25 protein-coding genes are annotated in these 24,332 nt (G+C 71.2%); 13 read left to right on the forward strand and 12 right to left on the reverse strand.

Features of this window, described 5'->3' with window-relative positions; translation table 11 throughout:
• Positions 1-380 precede the first annotated feature (380 nt).
• Positions 381-836, reverse strand: a complete 456-nt coding sequence (locus tag G401_RS0138195) for a ribonuclease domain-containing protein (protein ID WP_245602060.1) — start codon at positions 834-836, stop codon at positions 381-383.
• 65 nt (positions 837-901) lie between these two features.
• On the opposite strand from G401_RS0138195, the gene mptB reads away from it, so the two are divergent.
• On the forward strand, positions 902-2,305 hold the full coding sequence (gene mptB, locus G401_RS0138200; RefSeq protein ID WP_027346636.1) for a polyprenol phosphomannose-dependent alpha 1,6 mannosyltransferase MptB: 1,404 nt from the start codon (positions 902-904) through the stop codon (positions 2,303-2,305).
• Here mptB and G401_RS51255 read toward each other — a convergent pair.
• The 3 genes from G401_RS51255 to G401_RS0138215 are packed head-to-tail and all read right to left on the reverse strand — an operon-like array spanning position 2,244 to position 3,235.
• A complete protein-coding gene (locus G401_RS51255; protein ID WP_034594395.1) occupies positions 2,244-2,558 on the reverse strand; it encodes a lycopene cyclase domain-containing protein in 315 nt (104 codons plus the stop codon). The genes mptB and G401_RS51255 overlap by 62 nt on opposite strands.
• A complete protein-coding gene (locus G401_RS0138210; RefSeq protein ID WP_027346637.1) occupies positions 2,555-2,863 on the reverse strand; it encodes a lycopene cyclase domain-containing protein in 309 nt (102 codons plus the stop codon). The genes G401_RS51255 and G401_RS0138210 overlap by 4 nt, the downstream gene beginning before the upstream one ends.
• Entirely contained in the window at positions 2,864-3,235 is a 372-nt protein-coding gene (locus tag G401_RS0138215; RefSeq protein ID WP_027346638.1) for an Rv2175c family DNA-binding protein, read from the reverse strand.
• 49 nt (positions 3,236-3,284) lie between these two features.
• Here G401_RS0138215 and G401_RS0138220 point away from each other — a divergent pair, with 49 nt between their 5' ends.
• The 5 genes from G401_RS0138220 to bfr all read left to right on the forward strand — a co-directional run bounded on the left by G401_RS0138220 (position 3,285) and on the right by bfr (position 7,666).
• Complete coding sequence (locus tag G401_RS0138220) at positions 3,285-3,923, forward strand: hypothetical protein (RefSeq protein ID WP_157546772.1); 639 nt, start codon at positions 3,285-3,287, stop codon at positions 3,921-3,923.
• Between the two features lie 52 nt (positions 3,924-3,975).
• Positions 3,976-5,934 (forward strand): Stk1 family PASTA domain-containing Ser/Thr kinase, encoded by a 1,959-nt coding sequence (gene pknB / locus G401_RS0138225; RefSeq protein ID WP_027346640.1) that lies wholly within the window; start codon positions 3,976-3,978, stop codon positions 5,932-5,934.
• Positions 5,934-6,800: a deoxyribonuclease IV gene (locus tag G401_RS0138230; RefSeq protein WP_034594396.1), complete on the forward strand. Its 867-nt coding sequence runs from the start codon at positions 5,934-5,936 to the stop codon at positions 6,798-6,800. Before pknB ends, G401_RS0138230 begins: the two co-directional genes overlap by 1 nt.
• A 30-nt stretch (positions 6,801-6,830) precedes the next feature.
• A complete protein-coding gene (locus G401_RS55370) occupies positions 6,831-7,043 on the forward strand; it encodes a (2Fe-2S)-binding protein (RefSeq protein ID WP_281174228.1) in 213 nt (70 codons plus the stop codon).
• Between the two features lie 137 nt (positions 7,044-7,180).
• The gene (gene bfr, locus G401_RS0138240) at positions 7,181-7,666 is read left to right on the forward strand and encodes a bacterioferritin (protein WP_027346642.1); all 486 of its coding nucleotides are present in this window, start codon (positions 7,181-7,183) and stop codon (positions 7,664-7,666) included.
• A gap of 7 nt (positions 7,667-7,673) precedes the next feature.
• On the opposite strand, the gene G401_RS0138245 is transcribed toward bfr, so the two are convergent.
• Positions 7,674-8,699 (reverse strand): threonine aldolase family protein, encoded by a 1,026-nt coding sequence (locus G401_RS0138245; protein ID WP_034594398.1) that lies wholly within the window; start codon positions 8,697-8,699, stop codon positions 7,674-7,676.
• 184 nt (positions 8,700-8,883) lie between these two features.
• Positions 8,884-10,299 carry a class II 3-deoxy-7-phosphoheptulonate synthase gene (locus G401_RS0138250; RefSeq protein WP_034594399.1) on the reverse strand — a complete coding sequence of 472 codons (1,416 nt, stop codon included), beginning with the start codon at positions 10,297-10,299 and terminating at the stop codon, positions 8,884-8,886.
• A gap of 121 nt (positions 10,300-10,420) precedes the next feature.
• Here G401_RS0138250 and G401_RS0138255 point away from each other — a divergent pair, with 121 nt between their 5' ends.
• A complete protein-coding gene (locus G401_RS0138255) occupies positions 10,421-11,824 on the forward strand; it encodes a sulfatase family protein (RefSeq protein WP_169734304.1) in 1,404 nt (467 codons plus the stop codon).
• Complete coding sequence (locus G401_RS0138260; protein WP_157546773.1) at positions 11,821-12,117, forward strand: hypothetical protein; 297 nt, start codon at positions 11,821-11,823, stop codon at positions 12,115-12,117. The genes G401_RS0138255 and G401_RS0138260 overlap by 4 nt, the downstream gene beginning before the upstream one ends.
• Positions 12,118-12,170: 53 nt before the next feature.
• On the opposite strand, the gene G401_RS51260 is transcribed toward G401_RS0138260, so the two are convergent.
• Positions 12,171-12,551: a hypothetical protein gene (locus G401_RS51260; RefSeq protein WP_051367880.1), complete on the reverse strand. Its 381-nt coding sequence runs from the start codon at positions 12,549-12,551 to the stop codon at positions 12,171-12,173.
• Positions 12,552-12,788: 237 nt separating this feature from the next.
• Between G401_RS51260 and G401_RS51265 the strand changes: the two genes are divergently transcribed.
• Positions 12,789-13,787 carry an ArsR/SmtB family transcription factor gene (locus G401_RS51265; protein ID WP_051367881.1) on the forward strand — a complete coding sequence of 333 codons (999 nt, stop codon included), beginning with the start codon at positions 12,789-12,791 and terminating at the stop codon, positions 13,785-13,787.
• Between the two features lie 20 nt (positions 13,788-13,807).
• Here G401_RS51265 and proC read toward each other — a convergent pair whose 3' ends face one another.
• The 3 genes from proC to G401_RS0138285 all read right to left on the reverse strand — a co-directional run bounded on the left by proC (position 13,808) and on the right by G401_RS0138285 (position 16,438).
• Positions 13,808-14,614 (reverse strand): pyrroline-5-carboxylate reductase, encoded by an 807-nt coding sequence (gene proC / locus G401_RS0138275; RefSeq protein WP_027346647.1) that lies wholly within the window; start codon positions 14,612-14,614, stop codon positions 13,808-13,810.
• 79 nt (positions 14,615-14,693) lie between these two features.
• Complete coding sequence (locus G401_RS0138280) at positions 14,694-15,719, reverse strand: 6-phosphofructokinase (protein ID WP_027346648.1); 1,026 nt, start codon at positions 15,717-15,719, stop codon at positions 14,694-14,696.
• 224 nt (positions 15,720-15,943) lie between these two features.
• Positions 15,944-16,438, reverse strand: a complete 495-nt coding sequence (locus tag G401_RS0138285; protein WP_027346649.1) for a polyadenylate-specific 3'-exoribonuclease AS — start codon at positions 16,436-16,438, stop codon at positions 15,944-15,946.
• Positions 16,439-16,460: 22 nt separating this feature from the next.
• On the opposite strand from G401_RS0138285, the gene G401_RS0138290 reads away from it, so the two are divergent.
• Both G401_RS0138290 and G401_RS0138295 read left to right on the forward strand, forming a co-directional pair.
• Positions 16,461-17,306 carry a DUF1028 domain-containing protein gene (locus tag G401_RS0138290; protein WP_027346650.1) on the forward strand — a complete coding sequence of 282 codons (846 nt, stop codon included), beginning with the start codon at positions 16,461-16,463 and terminating at the stop codon, positions 17,304-17,306.
• A gap of 272 nt (positions 17,307-17,578) precedes the next feature.
• Positions 17,579-18,271: a Crp/Fnr family transcriptional regulator gene (locus tag G401_RS0138295; protein WP_027346651.1), complete on the forward strand. Its 693-nt coding sequence runs from the start codon at positions 17,579-17,581 to the stop codon at positions 18,269-18,271.
• A gap of 106 nt (positions 18,272-18,377) precedes the next feature.
• On the opposite strand, the gene G401_RS51270 is transcribed toward G401_RS0138295, so the two are convergent.
• Positions 18,378-18,641 (reverse strand): hypothetical protein, encoded by a 264-nt coding sequence (locus tag G401_RS51270; protein WP_034594401.1) that lies wholly within the window; start codon positions 18,639-18,641, stop codon positions 18,378-18,380.
• A gap of 161 nt (positions 18,642-18,802) precedes the next feature.
• Between G401_RS51270 and G401_RS0138305 the strand changes: the two genes are divergently transcribed.
• On the forward strand, positions 18,803-22,282 hold the full coding sequence (locus G401_RS0138305; protein WP_084558089.1) for an adenylate/guanylate cyclase domain-containing protein: 3,480 nt from the start codon (positions 18,803-18,805) through the stop codon (positions 22,280-22,282).
• On the opposite strand, the gene G401_RS0138310 is transcribed toward G401_RS0138305, so the two are convergent.
• Complete coding sequence (locus G401_RS0138310; RefSeq protein ID WP_027346653.1) at positions 22,252-22,947, reverse strand: lysophospholipid acyltransferase family protein; 696 nt, start codon at positions 22,945-22,947, stop codon at positions 22,252-22,254. The two genes, G401_RS0138305 and G401_RS0138310, sit on opposite strands and share 31 nt — an antisense overlap.
• Positions 22,948-23,168: 221 nt before the next feature.
• Between G401_RS0138310 and G401_RS51275 the strand changes: the two genes are divergently transcribed.
• Complete coding sequence (locus G401_RS51275; protein ID WP_051367882.1) at positions 23,169-23,699, forward strand: hypothetical protein; 531 nt, start codon at positions 23,169-23,171, stop codon at positions 23,697-23,699.
• Positions 23,700-24,332 lie beyond the last annotated feature (633 nt).

Below are 24,332 nucleotides of genomic sequence, written 5' to 3' on the forward strand. Positions count from 1 at the left end.
GAGCCACCGGTGATGGCCGGACGGCTTGGCATGATCCACAGCGGTAGGGATGTAGAAGATCGGCCTGTAATGACATCTCAACCGCAATGGATCGAGGGAACAGGCCCGAAAATACATCCCAGCCGCGAACGATCACCGGCAAGCCGGCCCGCCCCAACCGCCATCTCGGACAGTCGCGACAAAGTCAGGGCTGGCACAGACCGGGCGGGGTTGAGGTTGGAACGGTGACCGAACCGCGGTGGATGATGCGTCGCCCCACTCAGGTGGCAGTGGAGTCCCCGGAGCGCAGCGACAGGGGCGCAACGGTCTCCCGCGGGAGGAGCGGAGGTGAGATCGACGAACCCGGGACAAAGGACTTTAAAGACCTTGAATTTAGCGGGCTACCCCCGGACCACCTGGCGGAAGGACGCGTAGTGGTCGTCGGTGTAGTAGATGTCGCCGGCGGTGCCGGTGATGAGGCGGCGGGCGCCGCGGTCCTTGGAGCCCGGGGTCACCACCGTGTACTCGTGGTAGTAGCCGCGCGGCCGCTGGGGCAGCAGCTTCTCGTTGTTGGAGAACACGATCCCGTCCCGCGAGTACGGGTACGGGCCGCCCTTGTCGATCAGGGCGAGCGTCTGGCGGGCCTCCGCGGGCAGTTCCGTCTCCCGCACGGTACGCAGTCCGGACACCGGCGTCGCCGCCCCGGCCGAGGTGGACGCCGCGACCGACGGGGACGAAGCCGGGGAGGCCGCGTGCCGGCTGCCCGCGTACAGGCCGAGAAGCGTGGCCAGCACGACGATCACCACCGCCCCGGCCGCCGCCAGGATCATCAGTTGCTGCCGGGTGCGGTTCGCCATCCGCGCAGTGTGCCATGCCCGGCCCTGCGGACCGCGGGGTCGACCGTCCACGACAGAATGTCGCGGTGAGCATCCGCCTGCGCTATGCCGTCTTCGCCGCCACCCTGGCGCTGGCCGGCTCGGCGTACCTGGCGGGCGCCCTGGTCAGCGGGGATCCGGCGCCCACGCTGCGGACGGACGGGCTCGGTTCGACCAGCACCGCCTTCCGGATCGGGCTGCTGCTGTGGTTCCTGGCCGGGGCGGCGCTGGCGTTCTTCTGGTGGCGGCGCGGGCGTACCCGGGCGGCGATCCTGCTCGGCCCGCTGTGGGCGGTCCCGCTGTGGTTCGCTCCCCCGCTGGCCAGCCGGGACGTCTACGCGTACGCGTGCCAGGGTGCGATCTGGCTCGACGGCCGGGACCCGTACAGCACGGGGGTCGCCGACGGCGGCTGCGCCTGGGTGTCCTCGGTGCCGGAGCTGTGGTGGCACAACCCGGCGCCGTACGGGCCGCTGGCGATCGCGGTGAGCGGCGCGGCCGTCGCCCTGGCGCGCGCGGTGACCTCGGATCAGGCGGCGCAGCTCGCGGTCGCGCTGGCGGCCCTGCGCCTGGCCGCCGCGGCCGGCCTGGGCCTCGTGGTCTGGGGCGCCGTACGCCTCGCCCGCGACGCGCGCGGCGCGCTCTGGCTGGGAGTGGCGTCGCCACTGGTCGCGGTGCACGTGATCTCGGGCGCGCACAACGACGCGCTGATGGCGGGCCTGGTGGTGGCGGGGCTCGCGGTCGCGCGTTCGACGACCACCCGGCCGACGGTGCTGCGCGCGCTCGGCGCCGGCGCCCTCGTCGCGGCGGCCTGCGCGGTCAAGATCACCGCGCTGCCCGTGCTCGCGTTCGCCCTGCTCCTGCTGCCCTACTGGCGGCTGCGGCTGATCTCCGCGGTCGGCGCGCTCGCCGCCTTCGCCGGCCTCACCGCCGCCACCGGCCTCGGCTTCGGCTGGCTCGCCGCCCTGCGAGGCACCGGCGAGTTGCAGCAATGGACCTCGATCCCGACCGGCGTCGGGATGGCCGTCGGCTACCTGCTGCGCGCGCTCGGGCACCCCGGCGCGATGTCCGCGTGCGTCACCACCGCCCGCGCGCTCGGCTTCGCCGCCATCGCCGTCATCGGCCTGTACGCCCTGCGGCGCGCCTGGTTCGGCCCGCCGCGCCTGATCGTGGCGGCCTGCGGCTGGGTACTGCTGGCCCTGGCCCTGCTCGGCCCCGTCTTCTACCCGTGGTACGCGCTGACGGCGCTGGCCGTGCTCGCCTGCGCGGTCAGTTCGTGGGCGCGCCCGCTGGCCCTGCTGGTCGTGGTGCTGACCTTCCTGGTGCTGCCGAACGGCCTCGGGATCGCCGTCCTGACCAAGGGGCCGGGGGCGTTCCTCGACCTCGCGATCGTCATCGGCCTGGCCGTCTGGGCGGTCCGCTCGGCCGCAGCCGGGTCCAGAGCACCAGCGTGACCAGCACGAGCGCGAAACCGAACAGCAGATCCTCCACCGGCGCGTACGCGATGCGCAGGCCGAGGATCCGGGCGGGATCGTAGACGACGACGTTCCACCCGGTCAGGATCCCGTTCGACAGCAGCTGGAACACGAACACGATCGGGTACGCCGCCCAGAAGACGACCCCCAGCACCAGCCGCGTACGCAGCACGAACACGTCGAGCACGACGGCTGCCAGGACGGCGGCGGCCGCCGTGAAGGTGTAGCTCACCGGCGTAGCACCGTGCGGACGGCCTCGTAGCCGAGGATCGCGCACACCGGCACCACCACGAAGAAGAGGACTTCCTCGATCGGCAGGCCCGCGACGCGTACGCCCAGGATCCGCGCGGCGTCGAAGGTCCACCAGCCGGAGTGGACCGCGAAGAGGTCCCACACCAGGAAGACGGCCGCGACGGGCGCGACGGTGAGCGCCAGACGGCGGACCTGGCGCAGCACGCCGACCTTGAGCACCGGTTCCAGCCACACCGCGCAGAGCAGGCAGCCGGCCAGCACCGCGAGGTAGGTGAACCGGGCCACCTAGAACGCGAGCGCCTGCGCGCGGCGCTTGACCTCGCGGGCCAGGTCGCCGCCCAGCGCGCGGGCGGGCGTGCCCGGAAGGGTGTCGTCGGCGGTGTACAGCCACCGCAGCGCCTCTTCGTCGTTGTACCCGGCGTCGCGCAGCAACGTCAGGACGCCGGGGAGGTGCTTGAGCACGATGTCGTTCGCCACGAGTTCGGCGGGCACCCGCAGGACGCCGTCCCGGCGGACCGCGAGCAGGCCGCCTTCCTTGCGCCACTGGTGCACCTTCGTGATCGGTACGCCGAGGCGCTCGGCCAGGTCCGGCAGGGTCACCCAGTCGGCGACGGCGGGCTCGACGGCGGCCGCGGTGTCGGAGACGTAGTCAGTCACGGGTACCACGATCGCACATTTCCGTCCGTCGAGAACGTGAGGAGCTGAAGTGAACCCCGTGCGGGCAGTGTTGCGAGAAGTGGCCGGCGCCTGGCGTTCCCTGCGCTACGACCTGTCGCAGCGGGGCGGCCGGCGGCCGGCCGATCCCGATCACGCCGAGGTCGCCCGGCGGGCCCCGAACGCGGTGGCGCCGCCCCGGCCCGGCTCGCGTACGCGCCAGCGGCTCGTGCTCGGCGCGGCCGGCCTCGTCCTGCTGGTCCTCGCCGCCGGCGGGGTGACCGCGATGGTGGCCGGCCTGCACGCGCTGCTCGAACCCGGTACGCCGCCCGCCGCCCTGCCCGCGCATGCCGCCCCGGTGCCGTCGCCCACCACGGTGACGGTGCTCCTGCCGGCCAGCGCCGCGCCGCCGTCCCCCAACTCGGCGGTCGTCCGCCGTTCGGGCACACCGTCGGCCACGGCGCACCCGGGACCGAGCCGGTCGACGCGCCCGCCGGTGCCGACCCCGGCGCCCGGACCGACGTGCGGCTGCGCCACGCCGCCGAGTCCGCGTACGTCGGCGACGCCGTCGGCCTCCCCGTCGCCGTCCCCGTCACCGAGCCCGACCTCGTCCGACGAGCCGACCCCGGGACCGACGAACGGACCGGCCACGGGCCTGCGTGGCGGCACGGACCTGGGCGGTACGCCATGATCCGGCCCGCCGACTGCCCGATACCCCGGTCGCTGACTTAGACTGCACGCCGATGGACACTCAGGTCGCCGACAATCTGCTCGGCTCACTCGTCGACGGGCGCTACCGCATCCGCGGTCGGATCGCGCGTGGCGGAATGGCGACCGTCTACACGGCGGTCGACGAGCGCCTGGAGCGCACGGTCGCGCTCAAGATCATTCACCCGGGGCAGAAGCGCGACCCGCACTTCGTCGAGCGCTTCACCGACGAGGCGAAGACTATCGCCCGGCTGACCCACCCGAACGTGGTGGCCGTCTACGACCAGGGCCTGCACAACGGCCTGCCGTACCTCGTCATGGAGTACGTGCGCGGGCGTACGCTGCGCGACATCCTGGCCGAACGGCGCCGGCTCACCCCGACCGAGGCGCTCGCCGTGCTGGAGCAGATGCTCGCCGCGATCGCCACCGCCCACCGGGCCGGCCTGGTGCACCGGGACGTCAAGCCGGAGAACGTGCTCATCGCCGAGGCGCCCGGCGGCTCCGCCGAACTCGTCGACGCCGTCGTCAAGGTGGCCGACTTCGGGCTCGCCCGGGCCGTCGAGGCCAGCGCCGAGGACGGCGGGCAGCTCATGGCGACCGTCGCTTACGTGGCGCCGGAGCTGGTCACCACCGGCTACGCCGACCCCCGTTCCGACGTGTACGCCGCCGGCATCGTGCTGTTCGAGATGCTCACCGGCCGGGTGCCCTACGACGGCGACCGCCCGGTGGACATCGCCTGGCAGCACGTCGACCGGGACGTGCCGGCGCCGTCCCGCGTACAGGCGGGGCTGCCGCCGGCCCTCGACGAACTGGTCGGCCGGGCCACCCGGCGCGATCCGGCCGGCCGCCCCACCGACGCGGGCGCCTTCCTCACCGAGGTGCAGCAGTCCCGCGAGGCGCTCGCCGCCGCGGCCGCCCGGGCCCGGCCGTCCGCCCAGCCGACGGTCGTCGTCGGACAGGTGACGCCGTCGGCCCGCCCGTCCTGGGCGCGGCTGCCCTCACCGGGCGCCCCCGCCGGCGGCCGCGGCCGGGTGCCGCAGCAGCCCGCGTACGAGGAGGAGCCGACCCTCGTCGACAAGGCCCGCCTCGCGTACCGGCGGACGAAGGCCGATCCCCGGGGGCGCATGGCGCTCACCGCCGGACTGGTCGTCCTCGGCCTGGTCGCGGTGGTCGCCGTGTGGTGGTTCGGCTTCGGCCGGTACGCACCGGCCCCCAACCTGGCCGGCCTCGACCGCGCGTCGGCGACGGCGCGCGCGCAGGACGCCGGCTTCACCATCCACTTCGGGCCGGGCCGCAACAGCGAGACGGTCGGCCGGGACATCGTGCTCGACCAGAACCCGCCGGCCGGCAACCGGATCGTCAAGGGCAGCGACGTGACCGTGACCCTGTCCCTGGGGCCGGAGCGCTACCTCGTGCCCGACGTCGTCGGCAAGAGCTGGGAACTGGCCAGCGCCGACATCACCGCGCTGAAGCTGAAGGCGGTCAAGGGCACGTCCCGCTACGACGACAACGCACCGGTCAACACCGTGCTCGCCACGACGCCGCCGAAGGACACCGAGCTCAAGCCGGGCGAGACCGTCACGGTCATCCTCAGCAAGGGCAAGGCGCCGCTGACCGTACCCAACGTGACCGGCATCGACCAGGCCACGGCCCGGGCGCAGCTGGAGGGCATGGGCCTGGTGGTGGCGATCGTCTACAAGCAGTCCGACAAGCCGAACGGCCAGGTCATCGACCAGGATCCGGCCAACGGCGCGGGCGCGGAGAAGAACCAGACGATCACCCTGACGGTGAGCGAGAACCCCAACACCCAGCAGATGCCCGACGTCAACAACCGGGGCTGCACCGACGGCAAGAACTACCTGCAGAGCCTGGGCTACCAGGTCCAGATCGACTCGCAGATCGGCGAGAACGGCTGGGTCCGCGACCAGAACCCGAAGGCCGGCCAGCCGGTCACGCCCGGCCAGGTCGTCGTGATCAAGTGCGGCGTCTTCTGATGGGCGACTTCTTCGGGGGCCACGCTCCGGCGGCGGGGGGCCTGGCCAAGGGCGCCCTCGCGTACGCCGACCGGGTGGGGGCCCGCTCGGTCCAGGTGTACATCGGCAATCCGCGCGGCTGGGCGCGTACGGCGGGCGATCCGCGGCAGGACGAGGCGTTCGCGGCCGGCTGCGCCGAGCGGGGCATCCCGGCGTTCGTCCACGCCCCGCTGCTGACCAACCTCGGCTCCCCCACCCCGGAGACGGTCGAGAACTCGGCCCAGGCGCTGGCGCACTGCCTGAACCGGGGCCGGGAGATCGGCGCCGAGGGCGTGGTGTTCCACGCCGGCAGCGCCGTCGACGCCGCCCACACCGACCAGGCCTGGCGCCAGGTACGCGAGGCCCTGCTGCCGGTCCTCGACGAGGCGCAGCGGGCCGGCGGCCCGCGGCTGCTGGTGGAGCCCTCGGCCGGGGGCGGGCGTTCGCTGGCCTCCCGGGTGGAGCACCTGGCCGACTACTTCACGGCCGTCGACGAGCACCCCTGGCTGGGGGTCTGCTTCGACACCTGCCACGCCATGTCCGCGGGGCACGATCTCGGCCGCCCCGGCGGCATGACCGAGACCCTCGACGCGCTCGTCGCGGCGGTCGGCGCGGATCGGCTGCTGCTGGTGCACGCCAACGATTCCAAGGACCCCGCGGGCTCGACCCGGGACCGCCACGAGAATCTCGGCAAGGGCACGATCGGGCTGGCGGCGTTCGGCGAGATGCTGGCGCACCCGGCGGTCACGGGCAAGCCGGTGATCGTCGAGACGCCGGGCGACGGGCACGCGGATGATCTTCTCGCTCTCCGCCAGGTGGCTGTTGTACCGGTCACACACCTTGCGTGAGCTGCTGATTTAGGGCAACCTTACTGAGGCATGGCTAACCAGCCGCCCCCTCGGGAAGGACCCCTCCACGTGTACGCGTGCATCTGCAACCGGGTGAGTGAGGACGAAGTCCACACGGCGATCCGCTGCGGCGCGCACGATCTCGAGCAGATCGGCGATGCCTGTGAAGCGGGGACCAACTGCTTCACCTGCCACGACCGCCTTCGCGAGATCATCGAGGAACACTTCGCTCCGGCCCTCTGAGGCTTCCCGGCCCAGCACACAGGGCTCAGCATGCAAGGCCCCGTGACACGCGCGTTAGTCGAGCCTTAGTCGGGCCGAAATTTCGGACATTCGGCGTACATTGCCTCCGTCATCCATCGTTTCGGAGGTCTCCCGCCATGCAAGGCGACGCCCGCGTCATCGAATTCCTCAACGAGCAGCTCACGGCCGAGCTGACGGCCATCAACCAGTACTGGCTGCACTACCGCATGCAGGAGAACTGGGGCTTCACCAAGCTGGCGAAGTACACCCGGTACGAGTCGATCGACGAGATGAAGCACGCCGACCGCCTCGCCGAGCGCATCCTCTTCCTGGAGGGGCTGCCCAACTTCCAGAAGCTGAGCCCGCTGCGCATCGGCGAGACGGTGCCGGAGCAGTTCCGCTGCGACATGAAGATCGAGCAGGAGGCGATCGACCGGCTGCGCCGGGGGATCGAGTACATGCGCTCGGTCGGCGACGTGACCTCGGCCAACATCTTCGAGGAGATCCTCAAGGACGAGGAGCACCACATCGACTACCTGGAGACCCAGCTCGACCTCATCGAGAAGCTCGGCGAGCAGCTCTACCTGCAGAACGTCACCGAGCACCCCGAGGCGGACGAGTAAAGAGCTTCTACGAGAGAAGCCCTTCCAGGACGTCGGCGGCGCGGTCGGCGCCGTCGTCGTCCAGGTCCAGGTGCGTGATCAGGCGCAGCTTCCGGGCCCCCATCGGCGAGGCCAGCAGCCCCTGCTCGGCGGCGGCCTTGGCCAGCCCGGCGGCGTCGTACGCGGTCTTCGTCAGGTCCAGCAGGACGAGATTGGTCCGCACCCGGCCGGGATCCACGACGCCCAGAGGGGCAAGCCGCTCGGCGATCCGCTTCGCGCGTACGTGGTCGTCGGCCAGGCGGTCGATGTTGTGCTCCAGCGCGTAGAGGCCGGCCGCCGCGAGGATGCCGACCTGGCGCATGCCGCCGCCGAGCCGCTTGCGGACGACGCGGGCCCGCGCGATCTTCTCGGCCGACCCGACGACCAGCGACCCGACCGGCGCGCCCAGCCCCTTCGAGAGGCACACGCTCAGCGTGTCGAACAGCTGCCCATAGGTACGCAGGGAGATCCCCTCGGCCACGCTCGCGTGCCAGATCCGGGCGCCGTCGCAGTGCAGTGCGATCCCGGCGTCGTCGGCGATGCCGCGCAGGGCCTGGAGGTCGGCGTACGGGAGGATCACGCCGCCCGCCTTGTTGTGGGTCTGCTCGACGGCGATGGCCTTCGTCGGCACGGTGAAACCGCCGGCCGGAGTGATCATCGAGCCGATCAGCGCCGGATCGAGCGCGCCGTCCGCCGGCGACCAGGTACGCGACGAGATCCCCCCGTACGCGGCCGCCGCCCCCATCTCGTACAGGACGATGTGGGCCTCGCCGTCGCAGAGGACCTCGTTGCCCGGCGGCACGAGCACCTGCAGGCAGATCTGGTTGGCCATGGTGCCGGAGGGGGCGAACAGGGCCGCCTCGTGGCCGAACCGTTCGGCGACCCGGCGTTCCAGCTCCAGGACGGTCGGGTCGTCGCCGAAGACGTCGTCGCCGACCTCGGCCGAGGCCATGGCGGCGCGCATCTCCGGCGACGGCTTGGTGACCGTGTCCGAGCGCATGTCGACGATGTGCATGGCAGCTAGCCTGCCATCTCGATCACTTGCGCAAAACCTCAACCGCTATCGGCTCGGCCACACGTGTGTGCGCCGAACGTGATTGCGGATGCCCGCATTCCGCAAGGCAGCTCAACCGCTATCGGCTCGGCCACACGTGTGTGCGCCGAACGTGATTGCGGATGCCCGCATTCCGCAAGGCAGCTCAGCCTCGCAGCATCTCGGCGACGAGGAAGGCGAGTTCGAGGGACTGCTGGGTGTTCAGGCGCGGGTCGCACGCGGTCTCGTACCGGTCGGGCAGGTCGGCGTCCTCGATCGCCTGCGCGCCGCCGAGGCACTCGGTGACGTCCTCGCCGGTCAGCTCGATGTGGATGCCGCCCGGGTGGGTGCCGAGCATCTTGTGCACCTCGAAGTAGCCGAGCACCTCGTCGACGATCCGGTCGAAGTGCCGGGTCTTGTAGCCGTTCGAGGACTCGTGCGTGTTGCCGTGCATCGGGTCGCACTGCCAGACGACCTTGGCGCCCGCGTCGCGTACGGCCTCGACGATGCCGGGCAGCGCGTCGCGTACGTGCTGGTTGCCCATGCGACAGGTCAGCAGGAGACGGCCCGGGATGTTCTCCGGGTTCAGCCGCTCGCACAGCTCCAGGACCTCGCCGAGCGGGATCTTGTGGTCGATCTTCACGCCGATCGGGTTCGCGATCCGGGAGATGAAGTCCAGGTGGGCGCCGTCCATCTGCCGGGTGCGGTTGCCGACCCACAGCAGGTGCCCCGACAGCCCGTACGCCTTCCCGTCGGCGATCCGGGTCAGCGCCCGGTCGTATTCGAGGGCGAGCGCCTCGTGCGACGCGTACAGGGTGACGGTACGCAGCTGCTCGTCGTCGGTCATGCCGCAGGCGTTGATGAAGGCGAGCGCCCGGTCGATCTCGCGGGCGATGGCCTCGTACCGCTCGCCGAACGCGGAGGTGCGCACGAAGTCGCGGTTCCAGTCGTGCACGGCGTGCAGGTCGGCCAGTCCCCCGCCCAGGTACGCGCGCAGCATGTTCATGGCCGCCGCCGCGTTCGCGTACGCCCGGATCATGCGCTGGGGATCGGAGACGCGCGCCTCTTCGGTGGCCTCGAGCGAGTTGATCATGTCGCCGCGGTAGGCCGGCAGGCCGAGGGCGTCGGTGTCCGACGAGCGCGGCTTGGTGTACTGGCCGGCGACCCGGGCGACCTTGACCACGGGCAGCGAGGCGCCGTAGGTGAGGACCACGGCCATCTGCAGCAACGTACGCGCGTTGGCCAGCAGGTGGGCCTCGGTGTTGTCGTTGAAGGTCTCCGCGCAGTCGCCGCCCTGCAGCAGGAAGGCCCGCCCCTCGCAGACCTCGGCGAGCCGGGCGCGCAGCTGGTCGACCTCGTAGGGGGCCACGATGGAGGGCACGTTCTCGAGCACCTTGGCGACCGACTGGACCTCGGCGTAGTCCGCCCACGGCGGCATCTGCGCGCGCGGCAGGCCGCGCCACACGTCGAGGCCGAGCGCCTCGGATTCGACGAGATCCGTGGACGGCCGCCCGATCGAGACCTTCGACTCGAAGCCCGGGTGCCGCAGCTGGTGCCATTCCTGACGGGAAGCGGTCCGCATGGGTAGCAGCCTAGTGGCGGCCCGGTAATCGAACGTCATCGCCCGACCCATCTGCGAACATCGCAGGACACGCCACCAGGCAATGCCGGGATTTCAGATTTACGGGGTAAACATCCTTTTTGTGCATATTCGAACCTTCCTGCTCGCCGGGGCGGTGACGGCGAGCCTCCTGGCCGCCCCGGCCCAGGCGGCTCCGGTCCCCGCGGCCCTGCTGCCGGCCGGGCCCGTGACCGCGAACGCGACCGCCGCCGACGTGCCCGTGAGCTTCGAGGCGTCCGCCCCGAAGCCCAACATCCTGCTGATCAACACGGACGACCAGCGCTGGGACACCATGCGCGTGATGCCCAAGACGATGAAGTGGCTGAAGAACGCCCGCGGCTTCGACCGGGCGACCGTCTCGATCCCGTCCTGCTGCCCGAGCCGCTCGGGCCTCATCTCCGGCCGCTACCCGCACAACAACAAGGTGCGCCACCAGGACGACGCGCCCAACATGGACATGAGCACGACGATGCCGGTGCTGCTGCGCAAGGCGGGCTACCACACGGCCATGGCCGGCAAGTTCCTCAACTCGTGGCCGCTGGACTCGCCGCCCCCCGGATTCGACCACTACAGCGCCATGCACGGCGGCTACCAGGGCTTCAAGACCTTCACCGACAACAAGCTGGAGTGGGTCAACGCGTACTCCACCACCTGGTACGCCAACCGGCTCAAGGGCTGGATCTCCGGCTTCGACGCGGCGGACACGAAGCCGTGGTTCGCCTACTACGCCCCGTACGCCCCGCACCGGCCCTCGACGCCGGAGGCGAAGTACAAGAACGCGAGCGTGGGCTCGTGCCTGCAGCCCGGCGAGGCGGACGTCAACGACAAGCCGGCCTGGCTGAAGTGGACCAAGCCCGACACCAAGCTCGCCGACCAGGTCTGCCACGACCAGCTGCGTACGCTGCTGTCGGTCGACGACTCGGTGGACCTGCTCCTGTCCGACCTCGACAAGCGCGGCGAGCTGTCGCACACGCTCGTCGCCTTCACCAGCGACAACGGCTACCTGTGGGGCGAGCACAACCGGATCGAGAAGTTCGTCGGATACCTGCCGTCGCTGCGCGTACCGCTGCTGCTGCGGTGGGACGGGCACGTGACGGCCGGCGTCGACCACCGGATGACCAACCAGCTCGACATCACGGCGACCCTGCTGGCGGCCGCGGGCGTGACGCTGCCGAAGAACCACCTCGACGGCCGGTCGCTGCTCGGCCCGGCGCGGACCGGTTACATCCTGTCGGAGTACTGGCTGGACACGAAGAACTCCCGGGTTCCGGACTGGGGGATGCTCTGGAACGGCTCGGTGCAGTACATCGAGAACTACGACCAGGGCAAGCTCACCTTCAAGGAGCTGTACCACACGGACACCGACCCGGGCGAGCTCACCAACGTCCTGCACGGCCAGGTCTCCGCGGCCGACCAGCAACTGGCGAACCAGCTGCACGACCAGCTCACCGCCGCCCGCTCCTGCGCGGGGTCCACGTGCCCGTGAGGCCGGATCTCTCGCTCTACCGGCAGCACCGCGCGGCCCGGGACGTGACGCTCGAGGGCGTCACGGTCCCGGGCCTTTGCGCCACCTATCATTCGCGCCCCGAGCAGTCGCGGGTCGCCACCGTCGGCGTCTACCGCTTCGCCGAGGCCGAGGTCTTCATGTCCTGGGGGTACGCCGACGAGGCGCACTGCCGGTGGACGGCGTACCACCAGGACGGCGTCTGGGGCGAGCCCCGCGAAGGCTGCCCCGACGTCCCGTACGTCCTGTCCCTCGTCCGTCAGCGGGCGGGCTGAAGTGTCGGCCATGATCGCCCCTCACACAATCGCGGCCGACACGCGGGCGTCGGTCAGCGACCGGCGCGTACGGGCACCTCGGCGGGGGTCTCGGCCGGCCGGGTCAACCGGCGGACGGCGACGATCGAGGTGATCGTGATGGTCAGGGCCAGCGGCAGCAGGATCGCGTGCAGCAGCGGGTTGCTGATCGGCACGAAGCCGATGATGCCGACCGGGATCTGCACGAAGCCGATCAGGGCCAGCAGGAGACCGCGGCGCCGGCCGCCCCACGCGTACGCCGTCCACAGTGGAGCGCTCACCACGGCGAGGGTGAGCACGTCGAGGACGGCGTGCCAGAGCGGGCTCTTGACGTTGTTGTGGGCGAAAGCGTAGGAGGGTGACGAGACCGCGAGCACGGCGAAGACCGTGCCGGCGAAGATGGCAGCGCGTCGCATGACCGCCTCCAGGGGGGTTTGGCCTGGCTGTTCCTGTCACCGACGGTAGGCCCGTGCTCACGGCTCGGGGAAGGCTGAACCGGGTTCATTCACGCCTAACCGGTCATCCCACGCTCACCGCGCAGGACGGGTGTCACCGGTTCGAGTGGCCGTCGTGTGCCACATGAGTAACGATGGGAGTAATCGCCGCCCGCGGGCACCCGACCGCCCGCGCCATCCTCTACCCTCAAGTGAATCATGAGCCAGTTCCTGTTCGAGCCCGGCCGGCAGGCCGAGGTGCGGCTCGGCGTCTCCCCGTTGTGGGAGACGCTCACCAGCATGTGGGCGCTGCTGCGGCCGGGCCGGCACGCGGTGCACCAGGCGTGGATCGAACGCGCGCGGCCGCTGACCCGGCGGCCCGACCTCGCGCCGCACGTCCGCCTGCTCAAGGCGGTCATGGGGCACAACGGCACCATTCCCGACTTCCTCAGCCCGCCCTCCCCCGGCCCGTGCGTCGAGCTCGCCGAGGAGCTCGCCGTCCTGGCGGCCACGCCGCACACTCGCGTACGCCGGGAGATCAGCGAGATCCACGCCCGGCAGCCGTACGCCGACACCGTCGTGGCGCTCGGCCGGGACCCCGCCACCCACCTGCCCGAACTGGTCTCCGCCGTGTACGCCTGGCACGAGGCGGCCATCGCCCCGCACTGGACCCGCTGGCGGGCACTGCTCGCCGAGGACCTCGACTTCCGCGCCCGGCAGCTGGCCGAGGGCGGCGTACCGCGGCTGTTCACGACGCTGCACCCGAGCCTGTCCTGGTCGGGCGACAAGCTGGTCTGCGACGACCCCTGGCACGACATCGAGTACCGTATCAGCGGCCAGGCGTTCGCCCTCATGCCCGCCGTCTTCGTCGACCGCCACGTGCTGTGGAACGCCTGGGCCGACAATCCGCCGAGCGCGATCTATCCCGCGCGGTCGGCCGGTTCGCTCTGGCACGGCATGACGGCACCCCGGCCGGGCAGCCTCGCGAAGATCCTCGGACCGGCGCGGTCGCACCTGCTCGGGCTGATCACCGGGCCCGCCACGACGACGGTCCTGTCCCGGCAGACCGGGCTGTCCCCCGCCGGGGTGTCCCAGCACCTGACCGCGCTGGTCAACGCGGGGCTCGCCGAACGCGCCCGCGAGGGCCGCGAGGTCTACTACAGCACCAGCCGGCTCGGCGAGGACCTCCTGCGCGCCAACGGCCTGCTGGAGGACTGACGGCCGAGGACCGACAGCCGCTAGCTGGACTGCGCGGCGATCTCCCGGGCCCGGTCGCGGGCGGCTTCCAGGGCGGCCAGCATCGCGGCGCGTACGCCGTGGTTCTCCAGCTCGCGGATCGCGGAGATGGTGGTGCCGGCGGGCGAGGTGACGGCCTCGCGGAGCTTGACCGGGTGCTCGCCCGAGTCGCGCAGCATGACGGCGGAGCCGATGGCGGTCTGGACGATGAGGTCGTGGGCGACCTGGCGGGGCAGGCCGAGCAGGATGCCGGCGTCGACCATGGCCTCGACCAGGAAGTAGAAGTACGCGGGACCCGAGCCGGACAGCGCGGTGACCGCGTCCTGCTGGCTCTCGGGCAGCCGGATGGTCCGCCCCAGCGGGCGGAACATCTCCTCGGTGAGGGCGAGGTGGGCGGCGCTGGCGTGCGCGCCCGCGGAGATCGCCGTCATCGCCTCGTCGACCAGGGCCGGGGTGTTGGTCATGACCCGGACCACCGGCGTGCCCTCGGCGAGGAACTTGGCGAAGAAGCCGGTCGGCAGGCCCGCGCAGAGCGAGACGACCAGCCGGTCGGCCGGGATGCGCGGGCCGAGCTCGGCGAGCAGCGTACCGGCGTCCTGCGGCTTCACGGCGATGGCCAGCACGTCGGCCTGCTCGACGGCCTCCTCGTTGGTCAGGACGCGGATGCCGTACCGGGTCCGCAGTTCGTCCGCGCGCTCCGGGCGGCGGGCGGTGGCGATCAGCCGGTCGACCGGCCAGCCCGCCTTGACCAGGCCCGCGAGCAGCACTTCGCCGATCTTGCCCGCTCCGATGACGGCAACGGTACTCATTTCCACCCCTGAACATCCGAAGCGGGGCAGCGCGGATCCGCACTGCCCCGGACGTCGCCGAACGATCTGGTCGAACGATCTACCCGAAGAGGACCTCGGCCTCGGAGTACTTCTCGACCGGGACGGTCTTGAGCTCCTTGGTCGCCTCGATCAGCGGTACCCGCACGATGTCGGTGCCCTGCAGCGCGACCATCTTGCCCCAGTCGCCGTCGTTCACGGCGTCGATGGCGTGCAGGCCGAACCGGGTCGCGAGGACGCGGTCGAAGGCGGTCGGCGTACCGCCGCGCTGGGTGTGGCCGAGGACGACGGCGCGCGCCTCCTTGCCGGTCCGCTTCTCGATCTGGCCGGCCAGCCAGGTGCCGATGCCACCCAGCCGGACGTGGCCGAACGCGTCCAGCTCACCGTTGGAGGTGTGCATGTCGCCGTCGGCGGGCAGCGCGCCCTCGGCGACCACGATGATCGGCGAGTAGCTCTGGCGGAACCGGCTCTCGACGTGGTCGACGACCTTCTCCAGGTCGAACGGGCGCTCGGGGACGAGGATCACGTTCGCGCCGCCGGCGAGGCCGGAGTGCAGCGCGATCCAGCCGGCGTGCCGGCCCATGACCTCGACGACGACCGTACGGTGGTGCGACTCGGCGGTGGTGTGCAGCCGGTCGATCGCCTCCATCGCGATGTTCACCGCGGTGTCGAAGCCGAACGTGTAGTCGGTGGCGTTGAGGTCGTTGTCGATCGTCTTCGGTACGCCGACGACCTGGACGCCGAGCTCGTGCAGCTTGGTGGCCACACCGAGGGTGTCCTCACCGCCGATGGCGACGAGCGCGTCGACGCCCATCGAGGCGAGGTTCTCCTTGATCCGCTCGACGCCGCCCTCGATCTTGAAGGGGTTGGTCCGCGAGGAGCCGAGGATCGTGCCGCCGCGCGGCAGGATGCCCCGCACCTCCTGGACACCGAGCGGCTTCGTCAGGCCCTCCAGCGGGCCCTTCCAGCCGTCCTTGAACCCGACGAACTCGTGGCCGTAGGTTCCGACGCCCTTGCGGACGACCGCGCGGATGACCGCGTTGAGACCGGGGCAGTCGCCCCCGCCGGTGAGAACACCGATACGCATCTCGATCCCTTTCGAGGGAGCATTTGTCCCGGCCCGTGTACGCGTGCCCCGGAACAACCTGATCGGCCACGCTGCCGGCCCGGGGCGGGCCGCAACTGCGCACAATAGCGCTCCCACCTGGGGCGTTTCCAGTCGGCCCGGCGAAAAGTCCGCTTAACTCGGCGGTAACGCGCTGCGACAAGGCGTCGTAGCCGGTGATCGCTGTCCCACATGATGGGACACCGTCAGCGGCGGCCGGCCATCGCGTCCCAGCGGGCGAGGTTGTGCCGGGCGTCCACGAGCGCGTCGTGCCGGGCGGCCGCGGCGTCGGGCAGCGGCGGGCGGCCCGCGTCGTCCCAGAGCTGCCGCAGGTCCTTGGTGAACCGCGGGATCACCCGGGGCAGCGCCTGCATCGGCCCCCACAGCTGGGCGAGGGCGACGTGGTCGTACGCGGCGTACCAGGCCCAGAGCTCCATCTCGTCGTCCGGGCCGAGCGGCTCGGCCAGGAAGGCCAGCAACTCGTCGCGCAGCCGCTCCCGCGAGCGCCACGCCGGGTCGCCCGGCGAGGGGAGCTTGTCCAGCACGTTACGGCGTACCCAGGGGATGGCCTTGCTCTCGTCGAACTGGCTGGAGATCGCGTAGAACTCGCGTCCGTGCTCGTCCACGACCCCGATCGAGACGAGGTCGATCGTGACGCCGTCCTCGATGAACTCGCAGTCATAGAAGTAGCGGTACGGCATGAGTCCCCTTACTGTTCCCGGCATGACCTTCTCGATCGTTGCCCGCTCCGCCGACGGTCTCGCGCACGGTGTCGCGGTCGCCAGCAAGTTCCTGTCGGTCGGCGCGGTCGTCCCGGCCGCCGAGGCGGGCGTCGGGGCGCTCGCCACCCAGTCCTACGCCAACGTGGCCTACCGGCCGCAAGGGCTCACCTTACTGCGTACGCAGGTGAGCGCGGCGGACGTGGTCGCCGGTCTGACGGCGGCGGACCCCGGGCGGGCGCAGCGCCAGCTCGGCGTGGTCGGCCGGTTCGGCGAGGGCGCGACGTTCACCGGTGCGGAGTGCCACGACTGGGCCGGCGGCCTGGCCGGCGACGGGTACGCCATCCAGGGCAACATCCTCGCCGGGCCACAGGTCGTCGAGGCGATGAAGGACGCGTTCCTGGCCAGCGACGACACCGCGACCGGGGACTCGGCGATGCGGCTGGCCCGGCGGCTGGTGGCGGCGCTGCGGGCCGGCGACGCGGCCGGCGGCGACCGGCGCGGGCGGCAGAGCGCGGCCGTCTTCGTGGTGGCGCCGGGGGCCGGGTACGGCGGCACCAGCGACGTCGCGGTGGACCTCCGGACGGACGATCACACCGATCCCTGCGCCGAACTGGAGCGGCTGCTCGGCCTGCACGCGCTGCTCTTCGAGAAGGCCGACCCGGACACCCTGCTCGATCTGGACGGCGATCTGAGCGCGGAGGTCGCCGCCAAGCTCGCCGGTCTGGGCCACACGCAGGACGATGTGGACGCCGCGCTGGCGGACTGGGCGGGCATCGAGAACCTGGAAGAGCGCATCACACCGGGCCGCATCGATCCGTTGGTCCTCGCCCATCTAAGATCCCTCTGACGCGAGAACCTCTCGCGGACAGGCGGAGTGCGGCTCATCGGTCCGAATCGGTCATACCTCCGGTCGGGCGAGTGAGTCCGTCCGGCTGAAGATGCGGCGCCGCCACGGGTGCGCGTACGCCGTATCGTCAGCGACGGACCAGCGTGCCCGGGCGACCGGGGGTGTACAACGCTCTGTGAGCAGACGATGATCTGGGGGGCGGTCGGCGTCCAGCCGGCCCGTGATGTGGATGAAACCGGCTATCGCAGTCGCCGGCGGGGAGGGGTGGCGCCGTGGAGATGCGGCTTCCGGAGCCTGCTGACGCCCTTACCGGCGTGGAGATGTTCGCGGGCCTCGAGTCCGAGGCACGCCAGCGGTTGATCGCCGCGGCCGTGCCGCGCAGCTACCGCAGAGGTCAGCTGCTGTTCGTGGAGAACGACCCGGGTGAATCGCTGATCGTGCTGAAGCGCGGCAGCGTGGCGGTGTTCCGTACCGCGCCCACGGGGGAGCGCGCCGTGCTGTCGGTGCTGCGCCCGCCGGACGTCTTCGGCGAGGTGTCCCTGTTGGACGGTTCCGCCCGCTCTGCCTCGGCCGAGGCGCTGGAGGACTGTTCGGCGCTGGCCCTGAGCCGGGGCGCGTTCATGGAGCTGGTGCACACGCATCCGCGTATCCTCGACGCCGTCATGCGGTCGCTCGGTGCCCTGATCCGGCGCCTGACCGAGCAGAACGCCGACCACGTCTTCCTCGACCTGCCGGGCCGCGTCGCCAAGACGCTGGTACGCCTGGCCGGCGAGAGCCAGGCACCGATGATCACCATCGAGTTGAACCAGAGCCAGCTGGCCGAGATGGCGGGCGGCTCCCGGCAGAGCGTCAACCAGGCCATCGGCTCGTTCGCCAGCCGCGGCTGGCTGCGTACCGAGGGCCGGCGGATCGTGGTGACCGACCTGCCGTCGCTGCGCCGCCGGGCGGGCATGGCCGACCGCTGACCGGCCGGCCGAGCAGACGATCAGGGCGCCGGGACGATCCCGGCGCCCTTCGTGTATCGGCTCACGCCTCGGCGGCCGGCGTACGCGACGCCGGCCGGGGCTGAACTCATTCCTCTTCGGTCGCGTCCTCGGTCTCGCCGGACTCGGCGGAGTCGTCCTCGCCGGGACCCTGCCAACCGGGGCCCTGCCAGTTCTCGCTCTCCGGCTCGACCTCTTCGGCACCCCACTCCTCGGGGCCGCCGTCCACGTTCTCTACCACTCCCTGCTCCTCCAGCTCAGCGAGGGTTATAGCGTCGATGTCAATGACATCACCGGCGTCGTGGGCGATCCCGAACGGATCGACCCACCCGGCCGCCAGTCGTACCAGCACCGCGCCGTCCTCCTCGCGACTTTATGCCCGTCAGGCTGGCAGAACTTTAACCTCCCGCGGGACGTGCCAGCCCAGCCTGTCGGGGTTCACTCAAAGTCGGGTTCCCTACAACGTGGCTATGCGACCAGGCATCGGTCGCGGATACTGAAGCTCCACCCCTTTTGGAGACGGCGATTTCTCTCACCTGCCCCAACTGCCAGCGAGCGGCCGGACCGGAGGACAGTTTCTGCGGCGGCTGCGGCTCCAGCCTGGCCCGTTCCTGTCTCCAGTGTGGACGTCCGGCCACCCCGGGCGCGTCCTTCTGCACCGGCTGCGGCACCCGGCTGACCCTCGCCGTCGCCGCGCCGCGGGAGGACCGCCGCCTGGTCAGCGTGCTGTTCGTGGACGTCATCGACTTCACGCCGTTCGCCGAGCAGCTCGACCCCGAGCTGGTCCGCACGGCCCAGCACGAGTACTTCGCGGCCGTCCGGCACGTGGTGCGCCAGTACGGCGGCGTCCTGGAGAAGTACATCGGCGACGCCGTCATGGCCATCTTCGGCGCCCCGGTCGCCACCGAGAACGACGCTCTCCGCGCGGTCCGCGCCGGCCTGGAGGTGCAGCGCGCGCTCGCCAAGCAGGTCGGCTCGATCGCCGACCTGTCCTTCCGGGTCGGCGTCGCGACCGGCCAGGCCCTCGTGGACATCGCCGCGGCCCGCGACGGCGGGCAGGCCATCGTCGCCGGCGACGTGGTCAACACCTCGGCCCGGCTGCAGTCCGTCTGCCCCGCCGGCGGGGTCCTCGTCGACGAGCTCACCTTCGACGCGACCCGGGACGAGATCGCGTACGCGCAGCAGCCGCCCGCGCTCCTCAAGGGCAAGCGCGCGCCCAGCCGGGTCTGGCTGGCGACCGCGGCCCTGCGCGCGCGGCCGGGCGAGCGCGACGAGTCGACGCCCATGGTGGACCGCGATCATGAGCGGGGCATCCTGACGACCGCGCTGCACCGGATGATCGCCGAGCGTTCGCCGCAGCTCGTGTCGATCTTCGGTTCGGCCGGCATCGGCAAGAGCCGGCTGCTGCGGGAGCTGTCCCGCTACGGCGCCCGGCTGCCCGGACAGCCCGTCCGCTGGCTCATCGGGCACTGTCCGCCGTTCGGGGAGAACGTCACCTACGCGGCCCTCGCCGAGATCGTCAAGGCGGAGGTCGGCGCGCTCGACACCGACGACGACCCGACCGTGCGGGCGCGGCTGACGCAGACCCTCCAGACGCTCACGAAGTCGCCCGAGTCCGCGCGGCTGGCCGACGCCATGGGACCGCTGCTCGGCCTGCCCGGTACGCGGATGGCGCCCGCCGAGGCGGAGTCGGCCTGGCGGCGGTTCCTCCAGCTGCTCGCCGCGTCCAACCCGACCGTGATCGTCTTCGAGGACATGCACTGGGCCGACGACGCGATGCTGCGCTTCGTCGAGATGCTCTGCGGCGCGGGCAAGGGCCTGCCGCTCATGGTCGTCACCACCGCCCGGCCGGAGCTGCGCGAGCGCCAGCCCGCCTGGACGAGCGCGATCACCGGCGCCATCTCGCTGTCGGTCGGCCCGATGCGCGACTCCGACATCTCGACCATGTACGCGCAGATGTTCGGGCAGGCGGCGTTCCCGTCGTCCGGCCTGGAACCATTGGTGGAGCTGGCCGGCGGCAACCCGCTGTACGCCCACGAGTACGTGCGGATGCTCGTGGACCGGGGCGAGCTGCGGGCCGTCGGTCCCACGTGGACGCTGGAGGCCGACGAGTCGACCCCGATGCCGCAGACCGTGCAGGCCGTCATCGCCAACCGCCTCGACCTGCTGGAGAGCACCGACCGGGCCGTCCTGCAGGCCGCCTCCGTCGTCGGTACGCAGTTCTGGCCCGGCGCGATCGCGGCGGCGACCGGCATCGCGACCGAGTCCGTCACCCGCGCCCTGCACCGGCTGGAACAGCGCGACCTGGTGCTGGAGAGCCCGTCCTCGGCGATGGCCGACGAGCCCGAGTTCGCGTTCCGGCACATCCTCGTCCGCGACGTCTGCTACCAGCGGCTGCCCCGCGCCGAGCGGGTCGTGTGCCACCAGCAGACCGCCGACTGGCTCGAACAGGTCACCGAGGCCCGCCCGCACGACATGGCCGAGGTCGTCGCCAACCACCGGTGGGCCGCCCACGAGATCGCCCGGACCCTGGGCATGGACGTGACGCCGATGGCCCCGGGGGCCCGGTCCGCGCTGCACGTGGCCGCCCGCCGCGCGTACGCCCTGAGTGCCTTGGACACGGCCGCGCACCTGGTGGACCGCGCGCTGAGCCTGAAGCTGGAGCCGGACCGGCCGCTCGAACTGTTCGCGATGGAGCTGGCCTTCTACCGCGACAGCGACTCGTTCCTCAGCAACGACGGGACCGACCGGCTGGAGAAGCTGCTGGCGCGGTTGATCGCGGAGGGCGAGCGGGAGGCGGCGGCCCGGGCGTGCACGCTGCTGGGCACCGCGGCCTGGATCCGGGCCGACCGGCCGGGCGCGCTGCACTGGCTCAACCGCGCGGCGGTCGAGTTCGCGGGCCTGCCCGACAGCGCGGCGAAGGCGGACGCGCTGCTGGAGCTGGCGCGGGCGCACATGATGGACTACGAGACGCAGGCCGCCGTGGTCGCGGCGCAGCAGGCCGAGGTCATCGCGACCCACCTCAACCTGATCGAGGTGCAGGCCAACGCGCGCATCACGATCGGCCTGTCGCAGTACATCGACGGCGAGGACAGCGGCCTGGAGGAACTCCAGCGGATCGCCGAGTTCTGCCGGGTAAACCAGTTGTCGAGCTGGCGGCGGGCCGGGCTCAACCTCGGCTGGGCGATGATGGAGGAAGGCGACGCCGCGGGCGGCAACCAGCTCCTGCACGAGGTCCGCGCGACCGCCGCCGGCGGCAACCACGCCCTGTCGACCAGCGCGAACGAGCGGGCGCAGAACGCGTACCTGGCCGGGGACTGGGCCGGGGCGATCGACGCGACGGCCGCCGCCATGCGCCGCCCGACCGACGAGTGGGACCTGCACACCATCGCCATCGCCGGCTGGATGCGCGTCCTGCGCGGCGAGGCGGTCGAGGTGGACGGCGAGGACCCGATCGAGACCGTGATCGCGGCCGCCCGCCGGTCGGGGTTCCATCGCGTCCTGCGCTCGACCGTGGCCCACGCCGCGTTCTGCCGGGCGCTGCAGGGGCGTACGGACGACGCCCGGGAACTGCTCGACGAACTCGACACCGACTGGTCGAGCACCTCGATGATCGGCTTCGGCGAGTGGCTGGCCGGGGCCGGGCACGCGGCTGCCCTCCTCGGCGGGGACGCCGCCGTGCGGGCACTGTCCATGTTCGAGCGGTCGACCCGGCGTACGCCGTGGGTGGTGGCCGCCGAGGAGACGACCCAAGGCTCGCTCGCCGAAGACCCGCTGACGGCCGCCGAGCACTACCTGGCCGCCGCCGACATCTACGCCGGCATCGGTACGCCCAGCGACGAGATCCTGGCGCTGGCCGCGGCGCTACGTGTACTGCCGGCCGACGACGAGCGCCGGCCGGACATCGAACGGCAGGTGCGGGAGTTCGCCGAGCGTACGCGCGCGCACCTGCTCGTCGACCCTCACGCGGCGACGGGCTCCCGGACGGGCTGAGCCTTCACCTTGGCCGCGTAGACGTCCACGTATTCGCGGCCGGTCAGCTCCATCAGCTCATACATGATCTCGTCCGTGACGGCCCGTTCGACGAACCGGTCTCCCGCCATGCCCTCGTAACGCGAGAAGTCGAGCGGCGTACCGAAACGGATCTTCACGCGCATGATCTTCGGCAGCACCTTGCCGGGCGGCTGGACCTCGTCGGCGTTGAGCATGGCGACCGGGATGACCGGCGCCCCGCTCTCCAGGGCGAGCCGGGCGACCCCGGTCTTGCCGCGGTACAGCCGGCCGTCCGGCGACCGGGTGCCCTCGGGATAGATCCCCGCCAGATCACCCGCCCGCAGTACGCGCAACTGGGTGTCCAGCGCCGCCTGCGCCGCCCGGCCACCCGACCGGTCGACCGGGATGGTCCCGGTGCCGACGAAGAACGCCTTCTTCAGCCGGCCCTTGATCCCCTTGCCGGTGAAATATTCCGCCTTCGCCACGAATGTGACTTTCCGGTGGACCACCAGCGGCATGAAGATCGAATCCGAGAAGGACAGGTGGTTGCTCGCGAGAATCGCGGCACCCTCGTCGGGGACGTTGTCCAGCCCCTCGATCTGCGGCCGGAAGATCAGCCGTAGCAGGGGGCCGAGCACCACGTACTTGAGCAGCCAGTAGAACACCGAGGTCCTCTCCGTGTAGCTCCCGCCGGGGATGGCACGACGCGCCCGGCGGGGACGGTTCCGGTACGCCGACGTGATCGCCGTAAAGTGCAGTGAGAGCCTATGAGCGGATGCGGCACACCACAACGCACTGCACAATGTCCCCCTGCCCGTGTCACACTGAAATGTCCGCGCCCCCGGCAAGATCGGCGGAGGTGCATGGACGCCATCCAGGGGAGGAGATGATGTCGGTGCTCGGCGACCCGGACGGCCGATCCTCCGACTCGGTGGACGCCGCGTTCGCGCAGATAGTCGCGGGCTACGACCAGCCGGCGGCCGAGGCGAGCTGGCCGGCGAGCGAGGATCTGCCCAGCGCCGCGCAGGCCGACACCGAGGAACTGCCCGAGCCCGTGCCGCCGCCGCGCCCGAGCGGCCCGGTCTGGCCCGCCAACGGGCCCGTGCTCAACGAACCGTCGCTGCTCGACGGCCTCGACACCTTCGGCGCCGACCTCCCCGACGACGAGGACGACCGCTTCGTCCCGCCGCCGCCGCCCCCGCTGCCGCGCATCTCGGCCCAGGCGGTGTTCGGCGTTCTGGCGATCATCGGCGGACTCTGGCTCTTCTTCGACACCAACCTGCTCCCGATCGGCGGCCAGGGCAGCATGGTTCTGGGGCTCATGGGAATCATCGGCGGCGCGGTCGCCCTGATCATGCGCCTGCGCCCCGGCGGCCCCGACGACCCCGATCTGCCCGACGACGGGGCTGTTGTCTAACCCAAATTCAATATCAAGATCTTTATTTCCCGGGTTCGTCGATCTCACCTCCGCTCCTCCCGCGGGAGACCGTTGCGCCCCTATCGCTGCGCTCCGGGGACTCCACTGCCAGCACAGTGGGGCGACGCATCCATCACCGCGGCCCGGTCACCGTTTACCCCCTCACCCCGGCCTTTGTCGCGACTGTCCGATATGGGTTCTGCTGCCGGTTTCGACGGTGATCGGTCGCGGTTCCGACGTAGTTTCGGGGCGCTGTTCCCTCGATCCAATACGGCCGAGATGTCACTACAGGCCGATTTCCTCCGTCTCCACCGCTATGGATCATGGGCGAGGGATGTGTTTTCACATCTCAGCCGCTGTGGATCATGTCCAAGCCGTCCAGCCAACCACTGCGGCCCAAGATGCGGGAACAATCTTCCGCCATGCGGACGCCAGGCTCGGATTTCTTGATCGATGACGGCCGAGGTGCATATCCGGCCCGATCTACATGATCGATGACGCGTCAGGTGCAGCAGAACCCGGTCAACGCGCTCCATAACCGTAAACGATCATGCATTGGGTGGCCGTTTTCGCACCTCAGCCGTAAACGATCACCCCATCGGCCGCCGGACGCGCCCACAAGTCGGACAGTCG

The organism is Hamadaea tsunoensis DSM 44101 (genome assembly GCF_000428945.1).
Taxonomy (GTDB): domain Bacteria; phylum Actinomycetota; class Actinomycetes; order Mycobacteriales; family Micromonosporaceae; genus Hamadaea; species Hamadaea tsunoensis.